This is a genomic window from Salinicola acroporae, from assembly GCF_003206615.1.
Taxonomy (GTDB): domain Bacteria; phylum Pseudomonadota; class Gammaproteobacteria; order Pseudomonadales; family Halomonadaceae; genus Salinicola; species Salinicola acroporae.
Genome location: NZ_PZJW01000012.1, coordinates 147,079 through 161,897 on the forward strand (window position 1 = coordinate 147,079; position 14,819 = coordinate 161,897).

General features: G+C 64.6%; 12 protein-coding genes. 6 read left to right on the forward strand and 6 right to left on the reverse strand.

The genetic code is table 11. The features are described 5' to 3' along the window. Nucleotides 1-259 precede the first annotated feature (259 nt). Nucleotides 260-1,642, forward strand: coding sequence for an MFS transporter (locus DOM54_RS17255; RefSeq protein WP_110717516.1), 1,383 nt, complete (start codon nucleotides 260-262; stop codon nucleotides 1,640-1,642). 89 nt (nucleotides 1,643-1,731) lie between these two features. On the opposite strand, the gene DOM54_RS17260 is transcribed toward DOM54_RS17255, so the two are convergent. From DOM54_RS17260 to DOM54_RS17275, 4 genes are all read right to left on the reverse strand, one after another. Further along, a complete protein-coding gene (locus tag DOM54_RS17260) occupies nucleotides 1,732-2,202 on the reverse strand; it encodes a GNAT family N-acetyltransferase (protein ID WP_240613950.1) in 471 nt (156 codons plus the stop codon). A 117-nt stretch (nucleotides 2,203-2,319) separates the two neighbouring features. Then, a complete protein-coding gene (locus DOM54_RS17265; RefSeq protein WP_110717517.1) occupies nucleotides 2,320-2,661 on the reverse strand; it encodes a zinc ribbon domain-containing protein YjdM in 342 nt (113 codons plus the stop codon). An 89-nt stretch (nucleotides 2,662-2,750) separates the two neighbouring features. Further along, nucleotides 2,751-3,635 carry a uroporphyrinogen-III C-methyltransferase gene (gene cobA / locus DOM54_RS17270; protein ID WP_240613951.1) on the reverse strand — a complete coding sequence of 295 codons (885 nt, stop codon included), beginning with the start codon at nucleotides 3,633-3,635 and terminating at the stop codon, nucleotides 2,751-2,753. Next, on the reverse strand, nucleotides 3,622-6,417 hold the full coding sequence (locus tag DOM54_RS17275) for a nitrate reductase (protein ID WP_110717519.1): 2,796 nt from the start codon (nucleotides 6,415-6,417) through the stop codon (nucleotides 3,622-3,624). Before DOM54_RS17275 ends, cobA begins: the two co-directional genes overlap by 14 nt. Nucleotides 6,418-7,086: 669 nt before the next feature. Here DOM54_RS17275 and DOM54_RS17280 point away from each other — a divergent pair. The 5 genes from DOM54_RS17280 (at nucleotide 7,087) to cynS (ending at nucleotide 12,963) form a co-directional block, all read left to right on the forward strand. Continuing rightward, nucleotides 7,087-8,406 (forward strand): NAD(P)/FAD-dependent oxidoreductase, encoded by a 1,320-nt coding sequence (locus tag DOM54_RS17280; RefSeq protein ID WP_110717520.1) that lies wholly within the window; start codon nucleotides 7,087-7,089, stop codon nucleotides 8,404-8,406. A gap of 23 nt (nucleotides 8,407-8,429) precedes the next feature. Continuing rightward, nucleotides 8,430-11,015 carry a nitrite reductase large subunit NirB gene (gene nirB / locus DOM54_RS17285; RefSeq protein ID WP_110717521.1) on the forward strand — a complete coding sequence of 862 codons (2,586 nt, stop codon included), beginning with the start codon at nucleotides 8,430-8,432 and terminating at the stop codon, nucleotides 11,013-11,015. Beyond that, the gene (locus tag DOM54_RS17290) at nucleotides 11,012-11,503 is read left to right on the forward strand and encodes a nitrite reductase small subunit NirD (protein WP_110717522.1); all 492 of its coding nucleotides are present in this window, start codon (nucleotides 11,012-11,014) and stop codon (nucleotides 11,501-11,503) included. The genes nirB and DOM54_RS17290 overlap by 4 nt, the downstream gene beginning before the upstream one ends. 106 nt (nucleotides 11,504-11,609) lie before the next feature. Continuing rightward, complete coding sequence (locus tag DOM54_RS17295; protein WP_110717523.1) at nucleotides 11,610-12,422, forward strand: formate/nitrite transporter family protein; 813 nt, start codon at nucleotides 11,610-11,612, stop codon at nucleotides 12,420-12,422. Between the two features lie 100 nt (nucleotides 12,423-12,522). Beyond that, entirely contained in the window at nucleotides 12,523-12,963 is a 441-nt protein-coding gene (gene cynS, locus DOM54_RS17300) for a cyanase (RefSeq protein WP_110717524.1), read from the forward strand. A 176-nt stretch (nucleotides 12,964-13,139) separates the two neighbouring features. Here cynS and DOM54_RS17305 read toward each other — a convergent pair whose 3' ends face one another. Beyond that, nucleotides 13,140-13,937 (reverse strand): ion transporter, encoded by a 798-nt coding sequence (locus tag DOM54_RS17305; protein WP_206019135.1) that lies wholly within the window; start codon nucleotides 13,935-13,937, stop codon nucleotides 13,140-13,142. A 163-nt stretch (nucleotides 13,938-14,100) separates the two neighbouring features. Beyond that, entirely contained in the window at nucleotides 14,101-14,814 is a 714-nt protein-coding gene (locus tag DOM54_RS17310; RefSeq protein ID WP_110717526.1) for a DUF3581 family protein, read from the reverse strand. Nucleotides 14,815-14,819 lie beyond the last annotated feature (5 nt).

Sequence of the window (14,819 nt, forward strand, 5' to 3'; positions counted from 1 at the left end):
GCATCACCGGATCGGGCTTATGTTGTTGAATCTCGTCGCTAACGGCGATTCTGGTATGCCTTCTGCTTGACTCGATGAGTTCGGACCAAAGGCGGCCCGACCGGGACGTCGTCAGACGACTCCCGACCCATCATCGCGGCGCCCGGCCAACGACGGCCGAGGCCCGCAACGGACAACGGCGTCCATCGCTTCTCATGCCCGGCATGACGAGCGGTGGACGCCGTTTTTTCATGCCCGTCACCATCGGAGAGAGATCTTCATGGACATCCGCCACAAAGCCAACAAGATCCGCCTGTTCAGTTTCTCCACGCCGCAGATGCGCGCCTTCCATCTATCCTGGTTCGCCTTCCATGTCTGCTTCTTCGGCTGGTTCGGCATCGCCCCGCTGATGGCCGTCGTCCGCGACGACCTGGGTCTGACCAAGAGCCAGATCGGCAACACGATCATCGCCTCGGTCGCCATCACTATCGTCGTCCGGCTGGCGATCGGGCTGCTCTGCGACCGGCTCGGTCCGCGCAAGACCTACACCTGGCTGCTCTGCCTGGGATCGCTACCGGTCATGTCGATCGGCCTGGCCGACAGCTTCGAAAGCTTCCTGCTGGCTCGACTGGCGATCAGCGCGATCGGCGCGTCCTTCGTCATCACCCAGTACCACTCCACCGTGATGTTCGCGCCCAACGTGGTCGGCACGGCGAATGCCACCACCGCCGGCTGGGGCAACCTCGGTGGCGGCACCACACAGATCCTGATGCCGCTGGTGTTTTCCGGCGTGCTGATGCTGGGTGTCAGCGAGACCCTGGGCTGGCGGCTGGCGATGGTGGTGCCCGGCATCGTGCTGTTGCTGACCGGCCTGGCCTATTACCGTTTCACCCAGGACGCGCCGGACGGAAACTTCAGCGACTTGCGGGCGCGTGGCGAACTGCCGCCGGCCACCCGGGAACACGGCGCCCTGCAGAGCTTTACCGCCGCGGCCCGGGACATCCGCGTCTGGGCGCTGTTCGTGGTGTATGCCGCCTGCTTCGGCGTGGAACTCACGATCAACAACATCGCCGCGATCTACTTCTTCGACACCTTCTCGCTGGACCTGGCCACGGCGGGGCTGATCGCCGGGCTGTTCGGATTGATGAATCTGTTCGCGCGCACTCTCGGCGGCGTGTTCTCGGACCTGTTCGCGCGCAACGGCGGGCTCAAGGGGCGCGTGCGCTGGCTGTTCATCGCGCTGCTATGCGAGGGCGTGGCGCTGCTGGGCTTCGCCCAGATGCAGACCCTGGCCGTGGCGATCGGCATCATGCTGATGTTCAGCCTGTTCGTGCAGATGGCCGAGGGCGCCACCTTCGGGGTCGTGCCGTTCATCAACAAGCAGGCGCTGGGCGCGGTGGCGGGGATCGTCGGCGCCGGCGGCAATGCCGGAGCCGTGGCCGCCGGCTTCCTGTTTCGCTCGGAGTCGCTCTCCTACCAACAGGGCCTTTTCTATCTGGGCCTGGCAGTCATCGCCGCCTCGCTATTCGCGCTCGCGGTCAGGTTCTCCACGGAGACAGAAGCGACCGAAGATGCGGCCTATCGCCAGGCCGACGGCGAGCGCCATGTCGCTCAGAATGCCGAGCGGGAGGCTGCTCCCGGCTGGGCGCGCCCCTTGCGATGACGCCTTGTCATCACGCCCCTCTCCATCACGCCCCTCTTCCATCGCGAGTCCATGCGATCTTCGCCGCTGCCCTAGGGTAGCGGCTTTTTTCAGAGGTCCCGGTGCATCAACGTGACGCGCTCGCCACGATAGATCACGGATTCGAAGGGCACCCAGCCCAGCCGCGCGTAGAGCGCCACCTGGTCGGGTGTGTAGAGATAAAGTCGCCGACAACCCGCTTCCCGGGCCTCGGTCTCCACCGCCGCCGCCAATGCCGAGGCGATACCGCGGCCGCGCCAAGCCGGCAGGACGAAAACGGAGGCGAGCCAGGGCCCCATGGCGGCCCGAGTGCTCATGTCGCTGAGTGTCAGGCTCGCAGTAGCTATCGGCTCGCCATCGTTCATGGCCACGAATACCGAAGGCACGCCTCTGGCACCGCAATCCTCGCGGGTGTCGTCCCGCCATTCGTCGAAGGTCGTGTGCGGGTGAAGCCCGCCCCAGGCGTCGAAGGTCCAACGCGATACCGTTTCGATGCCGAGCGTGTCAGCGCGGTCCAACCGAGAGTTCTTCCAGTCCATCATGGCCACTCGTGATGCTGAATCCCAAGCCGATCGACGGCTAGAGGAGCCCGATGGACCCCTCGCCGGAGCCGGCGTCGATTCAATGTCAGAGCTTCTTGATGTCAGACCTTGTCGATGTCAGACCTTCTTGACGAACTCGGACTTGAGTTTCATCGCTCCGATACCGTCGATCCTGCAGTCGATATCGTGATCGCCATCGACCAGACGAATGTTCTTGACCTTGGTGCCCACTTTCACCACCTGTGAAGAGCCCTTGATCTTGAGGTCCTTGATCACGGTGATGCTGTCGCCATCGACCAGCGGTGTGCCATGGGCATCGGTAACGCGCCGGGAGTCGGCATCACTGCTCGTGGCCTCGGAGAGGGTCCACTCGTGGGCGCATTCGGGGCAGACGAGAACGCTGGCGTCTTCGTAGCTGAATTCGGAACCGCACTGCGGGCAGGGAGGCAACTGGCTCATGGTCGTTCCTGATGGCTGGCTCATGGTCGTTTCCGATCGAGAGGAAGGCGCGGAGTTTACGCGCCGGCGGCCACCCTGCCCAGTGCCATTCAGCGATCTGTGGCCATCGCGTCGCGTCCGACCCAGGCGCTGGCCATTGTCACCACGCTACCCACCACGATCAGGCACGGCGACGGCAAGGGGCTGGCGGCGAGTCGCGCCGGCATGTCCGCCAGCGTACCGACCAGGGCTTGCTGCTGCGACAGCGAGGCGTTGGCGGTCAGCATGATCGGCCAGTCGGAGGGCAGCCCGGCGCCGATCAATTCTTCGCAGATGGTTTCGACATGACTCAGGCCCATGTAGAACACCAGCGTCTCGTCGCGCCGTGTCAGGCCACGCCAGTCAAGGGCCTGATCCTCACGGCAGGCCTGGGCGGTAATGAAGCGAACCTGCTGGGCGTGGGCGCGATCCGTCAGCGGCAGCCCCATGGCCGCTACCGCACCGGACGCGGCGGTGATCCCGGGGACGATCTCTGCCGGGATCCCGGCTTCGGCGAGCGCGGCAAGCTCTTCGCCCATGCGGCCGAAGATGCCCGGATCGCCGCCCTTCAGCCTCACCACGCGTTTGCCGGCCTGGGCCAGGCGCACCATCAGGCGGCCGATCTCCGCCTGGGGCACGCTGTGGTGGCCGCGCGCCTTGCCGACGTAGTAGCGCTCGCAACCCCGTGGGAGCAGCGCCAGGATATCCTCACCCACCAGCCGATCGTAGACGATCGCCTCGGCGCTCTCGATCAGACCCGCGGCACGCAGCGTCAGCAGATCCGCCGCCCCCGGGCCGGCCCCGACCAGATAGACTTGGCCGCGCTCGGCCGACGACGTGCCTATCGTCGAACGCCGGCCTTCGTTCGCCAGGCGCTCCCGGCCGATCTGCCAGACGCGAGCCATCCATTGACCCACCTTGATCGATACCGGGCGTGACGGGTTATACGCTGACATGGACGCTCTCCTCATCGAGCAGGGATTTCAATTCCGGTAGGCAGGAGCCGCATTGGGTACCGCAGGCGAGCCTGGCCCCCAGGGCTTCGACACTGGCATCGCCGGCACGGATCGCCTCGACGATCGAGCGCTGGCCGACCTGGTGGCAGCTACAGACGATCGCCCCCTGATCGCGGGCACCGCTGGCAAAACCGGCCAGGATGCGTCGGCGCGTGGCCGGGTCCAGCGACGCATTCGGCCCAGGGGCGAAACACGCATCCAGCCAGTGCAGGGCTGGCAATGCCGCCGGCGGCCCCACCATCAGCCACCAGCGCAGTCGACCCGCCTCGAGACCGCTGGCGCGCAGCCGCCCCCGGGCGCTGTCACGGCTCCACTGCGTCGCCGGCAGGGGCAGCCGGCTCTCGACCCAGGCCAGCCAGTCGTGATTTTCCAAGGTCGGCTCGCCGGCAAGCTGCCAGCGCAGGCTGTGAGCCATCGGAATGCGCGTCCAGTACGCGCAGTCGTCGCGTGGGTCCACCGTCCCGGCGAGATCGCCGGCGACGATCAATGTCGCCTCCCAGGCCGTCTCGAGCGCGTTCAGACTCACCGCGCCCTGTTTCGATTCGGGCTGACCGGAGATCGGATCGGTGATCGGCGCGATCAGTCCGCCGATCTTGGCTTGGCCGCTGAAGGCGTCGTTCCAGTGCATTGGCGCGAACAGCTCGCCACGTCGCTGGCCCTTGGCCAGCCGTGCTCGTGCCCGATACCGCCCCTCGACACCAACGAGCTCGACCAGTTGCTGGTCGGCGATCCCATGGCTTTCGGCATCGACGGGATGCATCTCGACGAACGGCTCCTGGCGATGATTCATCAGACGAGACGCGCGCCCGGTACGGGTCATGGTGTGCCACTGGTCGCGGATTCGTCCGGTGTTGAGTCGCAACGGCCGCCGAACGCTGATCTCCTGCTGCGGCCCCCGCGGGCGCACCGGCAGCAGTCTCGCCAGGCCATCCGGCGTGGCGAATCGGCCATCCTCGAACAGCCGTGCGGTACCCCGAGGGGCGCCACCGTTGACTGGCCACTGGATCGGCGCCAGCGCCTCGTAGCCGGTGCGGTCGAGCCCGGCCAGGCCGGATATGTCGAAAATTCGCCCGCCCTCGGCCTGCTCGTCGGGCGAGTTCTCGAATCCGGAAAGCCGTGCATGCTCCGTGAAGATATCGGCGGGATGCGCATAATCGAAGGCTTCGCCAAAGCCCAGCCCGGCCGCGACCCGACTCATGATCCACCAGTCGTGGCGCGCTTCACCGGGCGGCGGAAGCAACCCCCGCTGGCGCGAGATCCGGCGCTCCGAGTTGGTCACGGTGCCGTCCTTCTCCGCCCAGCTGCTGGCCGGCAGCACGATATCCGCCACCTCCAGCACTTCGGCGTTGGCCATGCAGTCGGAGACGATGACCAGCGGGCAGGCCGCCAGGATGCGCTTGATGCGGTTGGCGTCGGGCATGCTGACCACCGGATTGGTCGCCATGATCCAGATCGCGCGAATTTCGTCACGCTCGATGGCGTCGAACAGCTCCACGGCCTTGTGCCCCGGTTCGTTCGGCAACGTCGGCACGAGCGAGGCCGTCTGCCAGAAACGGGTGACCCGATCGATGGCACCCGGGGTGTGATAGTCCATGTGCGCGGCCAACTGGTTGGCCAACCCGCCGACTTCACGACCGCCCATTGCATTGGGCTGGCCGGTGATCGAGAACGGCCCGGCCCCCGGCAGCCCGATCTTGCCCCCGGCCAGGTGGCAGTTGATGATCGCCTGGCACTTGTCGGTGCCACTGCTCGACTGGTTGATGCCCTGGGAGTAGAGCGTCACCACGTGCAGATGGGTCGCGAACCAGTAGAAGAAGGTCTCCAACCGTTCGACGTCGATATCGCAGTCGCGGGCGATGCCCGCGAGGCGGGTGTCGTCCTCGCGGGCGGCGTTCAGTGCCGCCTCGAAGCCTTGGGTGTGGCGCTCCAGATAACGGCGATCGACCCGACCTTTCTCCTCCATCCACGCCAGCAGGCCATTGAACAGCCGCGCATCGCTACCCGGCTCGAGCCCCAGGTAGAGATCGGCAATCTCGCAGCTGTCGGTCACGCGCGGATCGATCACCACCACCCGCATCAATGGATTACGCGCCTTGGCCGCCTTCAGGCGCTGGTAGAGCACCGGATGGTTCCAGGCCAGGTTGGAACCTACCAATACCACCAGCTCGGCGCACTCAAGGTCCTCGTAGCAGCACGGCACGGCATCGGCTCCGAAGGCGCGCTTGTAGGCCGCCACTGCCGAGGCCATGCAGAGTCGTGAATTGGTATCCACGTGGGGCGTGCCGAGAAAGCCCTTGAAAAGCTTGTTGGCGACGTAATAGTCCTCGGTCAGCAGCTGGCCGGAGAGATACGCCGCTACCGCGTCCCGGCCGTGCTCGCGCTGCGTCGACGCCAACCGGGTGACCACGGCGTCCAGCGCCGTCGTCCAGTCCACCGGTTTGCCGTCGACACGGGGGTGTCGCAAGCGCCCTTCCTCGCCCAGGGTCTCGTGCAAGGCGCTGCCCTTGACGCAGAGCCGGCCGAAATTGGCCGGATGCGCTCCATCGCCCTCGACGCCGCTCACCCGCTCGCCGTCGTGCTCGACGATGACCCCACACCCGACGCCGCAATAAGGACAGGTGGTGGTGTCCTTGAAAGGCGGACAGGTGGTGGTGTCCGTAATCGCCGGACCGGTAGCGGTGTCTTCGGTAATCGAACGGCCCTTGGCCTGCCGATCTGACATTGCGAGCCTCCAAAAACGCAAAAGGCCTGACATCACTCAAGGTGACGTCAGGCCTCGTTGCCTGCTGGCGGCGAAACAGATGACTGTCCGCCCGCGCGTTATCGATCGTCTCATCGCCCTGGCTGGATCGATGCCGCCGTTGGCATCGACCGTGTCCATCGGGACGAGGACTCTCTGATCAACTTCGTTTGATGACCTGAAACAGGCAAGAACGGGTCCAACATTGCCAGAAAAGCCGAAGAACAAGGATTTGCCGCATTCGACCCATGGCGTTACCGGCCTCGCCCCACGCCTCGACGGGCGCTACGGCCCGCATTGGTGCAGCCATCGCCGCCTGCGCACCGATGTTGCGCAAACCCGACTTCTCCGGCGCCCGACCTCGATCTTTCCGGCGCCCGAATAGTTCCCCATCTCGCTGAAATGGCGATATCGGGATCGTGCTGGCACGCTTTTCGCTTCCTACGACATGACGACGACCAACGACGGTCGCGTCGACGCTAAACGATGCCCGCAATGCCGCCGGCATCCATCGCATGACAGCAAGACAGACACTGTTCGAATTTCAGGCAAAGGCGCCTGATGCCGCGAAGCCCCGCTTCGTGTCATCAGGCGCCTTTTTCGTTGCTGGCCACTATCCGAAGAGATGACCATGACGTCGGGAGATATCTCATGTCCCAGAACGATTCCTACAACGGCTTTCCGAACGCTTCCCGGAACCCGCCCTCGGATAACCGCGGCGCACCGGCGCACCTGGTGATCGTCGGCAACGGCATGGCCGGCCATCGCCTGCTGAGCGCACTGCTGAAACGACCGGACCGCCCCGACCGCATCACGGTCATTGGCGAGGAAGCCTCGCCGGCCTATAACCGCATCCTGCTGTCACCCTGGCTGGCCGGCGAGATCGAGCGCAACGCGCTCGATCTTCCCCTCGAGCACGTCGCGACAGCGGGTGTGACATGGCGGCTGGGCGAACGTGTGGTCACCATCGACCGGCGACGACGCCGGATCCACACCGACCGGGGCGAACCGGTGGCTTACGACCGCCTGGTACTGGCGACCGGCTCGCGTCCTGCCCTGCCGGACGTTCCCGGCATTCGGCTGGGCAATGTCGGCGGATTCCGCGATCTCGTCGATACCGCCTGGCTCACGTCGCGACCTGTGGGTAGCCGTGCGGTGGTCATCGGCGGCGGGCTGCTGGGACTGGAGGCGGCGGAAGGCCTGCGCAAGCGAGGGCTGGCCGTCACCGTGCTCCAGCGCAGCGAGCGCTTGATGAACCGGCAACTGGATGAGACGGCGGCGAGCTGGCTGCGTACCGAACTGGAGAGCCGCGGCTTGACCGTCGAGACCCACGCCCGGCTGGCCGCCTGCGAGGGCGATACCGATGGCAACGTGGCCGCGGTGCGGTTGGAGGATGGCCGCCGGCTGCCTGCCGACTGTGTGGTGGTGGCCGCCGGCATCACGCCCCGTACGGCACTGGCCCGACAGTCCGGACTGAGCACCGCCTGCGGCATCGTCGTCGACGCGACGCTGACGACCAGCGACCCCGCCATTCACGCCCTCGGCGAGTGCTGCGAGTTCGAGGGACGCACCTACGGCCTGGTCGACCCCATCTGGCAACAGGTGGATGTGCTCGCCGCTCGGCTCTGCGGCCAGCGCAGCGCCCCCTATCGCGAGATCCCGTGTGCAACCCGGCTCAAGATCGCGGATATCTCGATCTTTGCCTTCGGCCCGGTCGAGATTCCGCCGGGGCACGAGACGCTGACCTACGCCGATGCCGAGAACGGCGACTACCGTCGGCTGTTGCTGCACGACGATCGTCTCGTCGGCGCGGTGCTCTACGGCGATACCGCCGCCGGCCCCGGCTATTTCCATCACGCCCGTGAAGCCCACGACCTGAGCGCCTGCCGTGACGTACTACTGTTCGGCGCCGATGACGCCACACGACTTCTGGCCGATAACGCCACCCGGAAACTGGAGGAAGCGGCATGACACACGCCCCTGGTACGACACCCATGACGACACAAGCCCCGGTTGCCACGACCGACAAGCCCCGCCTGCTGGTGATCGGCAACGGTATGGTCGGCCACTACTGCCTGGAGCAACTGGTGGAGCGCGGAGCCCACCATCGCTATGCGATCAGCGTCTTCGGCGAGGAGCGTCATCGCGCCTACGACCGCGTGCACCTTTCCGACTACTTCAGCGGCAGCGACGCCGGTGCGCTGGCGCTGGGCGAGGCGGATTTCTGTGCCCGACACGGTATCGACCTGCGCCTGGGCGAAGCGGTCATCTCGATCGACCGCAGCGCCCGCAACGTCGTGACCGAGCGCGGCCGCTACGCTTTCGATCAGTTGATCCTGGCAACCGGCTCCTACCCCTTCGTGCCGCCGATCCCCGCGTCCGAGGCCGACGACAGCGGCCATGCCCGTCTGGTCTACCGAACGTTGGACGATCTCGACCGCATCCGCGAGGCGGCGTTGTCACTGGAAGATCGGGAAATCCGCCGCGGCGTCGTGGTCGGTGGGGGCCTGCTGGGCCTCGAGGCCGCCAACGCGCTCAAGTCGCTGGGGCTCGAGGCCCACGTGGTCGAGTTCGCCCCCCGCCTGATGCCGGTGCAGCTGGACGCCGAGGGCGGTGAGGCCCTCAAGCGTCAGATCGAAGCGCTGGGCGTGCAGGTGCATCTTGATCGTGCGACGAGCGAGATTGTCGCTGGCGACACCCACCGTTACCGCATGAACTTCGCCGACGGCGAGTGGCTGGAGACCGACATGATCGTGTTCTCGGCCGGCATTCGACCGCAGGATCGGCTGGCCCGCGACTGTGACCTGGAGATCGGCGAGCGTGGCGGCATCGTGATCGACGACACCTGCCACACCTCCGACCCGGACATCTTCGCCATCGGCGAATGCGCGCTGTGGAACGGCCAGGTCTTCGGCCTCGTCGCCCCCGGCTACACCATGGCGCGCACGGCAGCCGGCTGCCTGGTCGATAGCGGCGAGCCGTTCAGCGGCGCCGACATGTCGACCAAGCTCAAGCTGCTTGGCGTCGACGTGGGCTCCATTGGCGATGCACATGGGGCGACCGAAGGCGCCGTGAGCTACCGCTTCATCGACGAAGCCGGCCACGGCTATCGCCGGCTGGTGGTCTCCGGCGACGGCAAGCGCGCCCTGGGCGCCGTGCTGGTGGGGGACAACAGCGACTACGACACGCTCCTGCAATACGTGCAGAACAGCATCGCGCTGCCCGCCGATCCGGCCAGCCTGATCCTGCCCCAGGGCGAGGGCGCGCCACTGCTGGGTGCGGATGCCCTGCCGGAAAGCGCCACGATCTGCTCGTGTCACAACGTCTCCAAGGGGACAGTCTGTCAGTCCGTGGAGAACGGCTGCACAGACCTTGGCGCACTCAAGGCCGACACCAAGGCCAGCACCGGTTGCGGCGGCTGCACGGCACTGCTCAAGCAGGTCTTCGAGCATGAGCTGGAAAGTCGCGGGGTCGAAGTCGACCGCAGCCTTTGCGAGCATTTCGCCTATACCCGCCAGGAGCTCTACGACCTCATCCGTGTCGAGGGCATTCAAAGTTTCGAGGCGCTCCATGCCCGTCACGGTAAGGGGCGGCTGGGCTGCGATATCTGCAAGCCCGCAGTGGCGTCGATCCTGGCCTCGTGCTGGAACGCACCGATTACCAGCCCCTCGCTGGTGCCGCTGCAGGACACCAACGATACCTTCATGGCTAATATGCAGAAAAACGGCACTTACTCGGTGGTGCCGCGCATTCCCGGCGGCGAGATCACCCCGGACAAGCTGATCGCCATCGGCACCGTGGCCAAGAAGTACGATCTTTACACCAAGATCACAGGCGGCCAGCGCATCGATCTGTTCGGCGCGCAGCTTCACGAACTGCCGGAGATCTGGAGCGAGCTGATCGAAGCCGGCTTCGAGACCGGCCACGCCTACGGCAAATCCACGCGCACGGTGAAATCCTGTGTCGGCAACACTTGGTGTCGCTACGGCGTGCAGGACAGCGTGGCGATGGCACTCACCATCGAGAATCGCTACAAGGGCCTGCGCTCGCCGCACAAGCTCAAGTTCGCCGTTTCCGGCTGCACGCGGGAGTGCGCCGAGGCGCAGAGCAAGGATGTCGGCGTGATCGCCACCGAACACGGCTGGAACCTTTACGTCTGCGGCAATGGCGGCATGCGCCCACGCCACGCGGAGCTCTTTGCCACCGATCTCGATGACGAGACGCTTTTGAAGACCATCGACCGCTTTTTGATGTTCTACATCCGCACCGCCGACCGCCTGCAGCGCACCTCGGTATGGCGAGAAAACCTCGACGGCGGCCTCGACTACCTCAAGCAGGTGGTCTTGGAAGACAGCCTGGGTCTTGGCGCAGAGCTCGAAGCACAGATGCAGCACGTGGTCGATCAATACGAGTGCGAGTGGGCCGGTGCGCTCAAGGACCCGGAGAAGCTCAAGCGCTTCCGCACCTTCGTCAACGACCAGCGCAGCGATCCAGACATCATTGCGGTCAGCGAGCGTGATCAACCGCGCCCGGCCAGGCCCGAAGAGATCGCCGCCCTGGCTACGGAGATTACCTCATGAGCACTGCCATTCTCGAAGCCTCTGAACTCGCCGTGGCGGGGAGAAAGCGTGTCCGCCTCTGCTCGCGGGAGGATCTGGTCGCTGACTCTGGCGTCGTCGCCTGGCACCAGGGCCATCAGATCGCGATTTTCTATCTACCCGGTCGACCCGAAGCGACCGACGAGCCGTCTAATCGACCCGAAGCCGTCGGTGAGCTGTCTACCCGACCCGAAGCCGTCGGTGAGCTTTCTACCCGACCCGAAGCCGTCGGTGAGCTTTACGCCGTGGACAACCACGATCCGTTTTCCGGCGCCAACGTGATCGGCCGCGGCATCGTCGGCGATTTGAACGGCGAGCTGGTGGTCGCCTCCCCGATCTACAAGCAGCATTTTCGACTGCGAGATGGTTTGTGCCTGGAAGATCCCGACCAGCGCCTGCGCTGCTGGCCGGTTGCCTTCGAGGGCGACGACGTGGTGCTGCTGCCAGAGGAGACCGTCGGCCGGACCTGACCCGGTCTGGTCGGAGAGGCCGCCGATCCACGACAACCCCGATCGATTCCTGTCCTGACAGACGAGCAATAACGCTTCATACACAATCACAATCGAGGAAAGCGTCATGTCCTATCTACTCCCTGCCGAATTCACCACCAAGATGGTCGATGCCGGTGAATCCAAGATATTCATGTCCACCCGTGACACGATAATTCGCGCCTACATGGCCGGGGCGATCCTGGCGCTGGCGGCGGCGTTTGCCATCACCATCACCGTGCAGACCGGCCAGCCACTGGTGGGCGCGATCCTGTTCCCGGTTGGGTTCGTGATGCTCTATCTGATGGGCTTCGACCTGCTGACCGGAGTGTTCATGCTGACGCCACTGGCCCTGCTGGACCGACGTCAAGGCGTGACGCTCAATCGCGTGCTGCGCAACTGGGGCTGGGTGTTTCTTGGCAATCTGGGCGGGGCGCTGACCGTTGCCTTGATGATGGCGTTCATCTTCACCTACGGCTTCTCCATTGGCCCGGGCGTCGTGGGGGATAAGATCGCCGGGATCGGCGAATCGCGCACGCTGGGCTACGCCGAGTACGGCGTCGCCGGCTGGGCGACCATCTTCATCCGCGGCATGCTCTGCAACTGGATGGTCTCGATGGGCGTGGTCGGAGCGATGGTCTCGACCTCCGTCAGCGGCAAGGTGATCGCGATGTGGATGCCGATCATGCTGTTCTTCTACATGGGCTTCGAGCACTCGATCGTCAACATGTTCCTGTTCCCCTCCGCGATGATCATGGGCGGCGGCTTCTCGGTCATGGACTACCTATGGTGGAACGAGATACCGACCGTGCTAGGCAACCTGGCCGGTGGGCTCGCCTTCACCGGACTCACGCTTTACGCCACCCACGTCAAGACCGGACCCAAGCGAGACCTGGCCTGAACAAGGCTTGACGTCAGCCGCGACACGAAAGGGATCCGATCAATACATGCCAGGGCATCCGCGGGATGCCCTATCGACACCAAGATGGAGAGACTGACCCATGGACAAGCTGGAAATGCACCACACGCTGATGGCCGCCAAGGCGCGCAAGGGATTGAGCTGGGAGTCGCTGGGCGAGATGACCGGTCACTCGCCGGTCTGGATCGCGTCGGCCTGCCACGGCATGAATAGTGCCTCGCCCGAAACCGCGCGCAAGATCGCCGATGCGCTGGAACTCGGCGACGACGTGGCGAGAGCCCTGGAGGCCTTCCCCACCAAGACGTGGGACGGGGCAATCCCCCAGGACCCGCTGATCTACCGGCTCTACGAAATCGTGGGCGTCTATGGTCCCACGCTCAAGGATGTCATTCAGGAGAAGTTCGGCGACGGCATCATGAGTGCCATCGACTTCGAGATGGAAGTCGAACGGGAAGAGAACCCCAAGGGAGACCGCGTCGTGGTTACCATGAGCGGCAAGTTCCTGCCCTACAAGAGCTGGTAGTCGCGGGCTTTCGGCAATGCCGGAACAAAAAAAGCCCGCGCAAGAGGGGGGATGCGCGGGCGAGGCGGGGTGTTACTAGGAGACGCGACTCGAACGACTGCTGCAAAGCATCTGCATTCGATGAAAAGATATTAGCACCCTTATATTTTTCTGGCAATGGACTCTCCCAATCGAGCTCATCGATCCGCACTATCGCCACGCCCATGGCGCTCGGCCAGTTCCTGGCGATGGTCGTGCAGCTCCTGTCGCAACGAATCGATCTCCTCCCGAAGCTCGCTCACCTGCTCGATCATATGGCGCATCATCCGCCGGTTGGCCTGATGCTGGCGTGACTCGGATTCACCCTGATCCTCGACGAACAACGAGCTGACGTAGGCGGCGAAACTGCCGAACAGGCCGACGCCGCAGACCATCAGCATCACGGCAACCACACGTCCCATCGTCGTGACCGGATAGTAATCGCCGTAGCCCACCGTGGTGACGGTCACCACCGCCCACCACAGCGCCTCCTCGGCGGTATTGATCGGACTGTGGGGATCCGGGGCTTCCACCATCAGCACCGTCATCGCACCGAAAATCACCAGCAGCACGGTGGCGGTCGCGGCCGAAGCCAGCACGCCTTGGGCGCGATTGCGAAATAGCAGTTGCCAGATCAGCTCCAGCGATCGCAGCGCACGCAGCACGCGGATGACTTGAACGACTCGCACCAAGCGCGCCGCCTGTAGCCAGCCCGCGGGGATGCATGCCAGCAGATCCAGCCACCCCCACCGCATGTAGCGCCATTTGCTGGGCGCCCGGTAGAACCGCAGGCAGAAGTCGATGAAGAAGAAGAAGCAGACAAGGTAATCCAAGTAGCCGAAGAGCCGGCTGATCTCAGGAGGCACATCGAGGAATATATCGGCAAGCATGGCGCCAAGGACGTAGAAAGAGAGCGCCAGGATAAAAAACTGAAACGGCGTAACGTGTTCTTTCACGACGAGTCCCATTCACGTGAACAGCCCTCGCCGACAGCCATCGGGCCGCGGCGGGATCAGGGTGAATGACATTATCGGCGGTTCGGACGGTAAAACGCGAATCGTCTGGTTCGATGTGACATCAATCGCCACCTGGAGGCGGCGCTGGCGCGGCCTCCGGGTATCACGCCGAGCAGGGGTTGGCGGCTTTCAATTGGGCGAAGTTGGTCACGAAGGTGTCCATCTTTTCCGCGTCGTAATCCTGCAGGCCGCTGATCACGAGCTTCTTGGAGCCGATCCCCACGTCGTGGCCGTTGCAGCTCATGCGAAACTCGAGATGCGCTTCCCCGCGCTTGCCTTTCACAGCCAGATTGGCACCGGCGAAGTCGAGATCCAGATCGCAGGGATCGTGATCCTCGAGCGAGAACCCCATGCTGTCGTAGATCACCAGCGGACGCCGGGGGTTGAACATCACGCCCTTCTCCTCGAGCAGCGGCTTGAGGTAGTGCGGGAAATTGCGACCCGAGAAGGCGACGTAGCGACGGGTAAACGTCTCCACCGTGGAGGGGTCGCGGATCGTCCAGCCGCTGCGCTTGACGCTCAGATACCGCTTGCCGTTCTCGTCCACGACACTGACGGTGCCTGATTCATCCTCGAGGAAGCTCAGCGCCACGCGATCCCCCACCATGCCGCAAAAATGGAAGGTCATGTGCTGGGACAATCCATAGCGAGACAGGACCAGCGCAAACAGCAGGTCACCGGGGACACAGAAACGGCGCGCACAGGGGTCGTGAATCGGGTTGTAATCACCCGCGATCTGTCGCGCGAACCGACTGGCCTGCTCCGCCGTGATACAGATGCGGTTCGCGTCGGTAGAATGGAACTCGTCGAGAAACATAGGTG

Bases quoted from the DNA above. Each gene is read 5' to 3' on its own strand.
- DOM54_RS17255 (WP_110717516.1), top strand. From the start codon at position 260: ATGGACATCCGCCACAAAGCCAACAAGATCCGCCTGTTCAGTTTCTCC.
- DOM54_RS17260 (WP_240613950.1), bottom strand. From the start codon at position 2,202: ATGATGGACTGGAAGAACTCTCGGTTGGACCGCGCTGACACGCTCGGC.
- DOM54_RS17265 (WP_110717517.1), bottom strand. From the start codon at position 2,661: ATGAGCCAGTTGCCTCCCTGCCCGCAGTGCGGTTCCGAATTCAGCTAC.
- cobA (WP_240613951.1), bottom strand. From the start codon at position 3,635: ATGTCAGCGTATAACCCGTCACGCCCGGTATCGATCAAGGTGGGTCAA.
- DOM54_RS17275 (WP_110717519.1), bottom strand. From the start codon at position 6,417: ATGTCAGATCGGCAGGCCAAGGGCCGTTCGATTACCGAAGACACCGCT.
- DOM54_RS17280 (WP_110717520.1), top strand. From the start codon at position 7,087: ATGTCCCAGAACGATTCCTACAACGGCTTTCCGAACGCTTCCCGGAAC.
- nirB (WP_110717521.1), top strand. From the start codon at position 8,430: ATGACGACACAAGCCCCGGTTGCCACGACCGACAAGCCCCGCCTGCTG.
- DOM54_RS17290 (WP_110717522.1), top strand. From the start codon at position 11,012: ATGAGCACTGCCATTCTCGAAGCCTCTGAACTCGCCGTGGCGGGGAGA.
- DOM54_RS17295 (WP_110717523.1), top strand. From the start codon at position 11,610: ATGTCCTATCTACTCCCTGCCGAATTCACCACCAAGATGGTCGATGCC.
- cynS (WP_110717524.1), top strand. From the start codon at position 12,523: ATGGACAAGCTGGAAATGCACCACACGCTGATGGCCGCCAAGGCGCGC.
- DOM54_RS17310 (WP_110717526.1), bottom strand. From the start codon at position 14,814: ATGTTTCTCGACGAGTTCCATTCTACCGACGCGAACCGCATCTGTATC.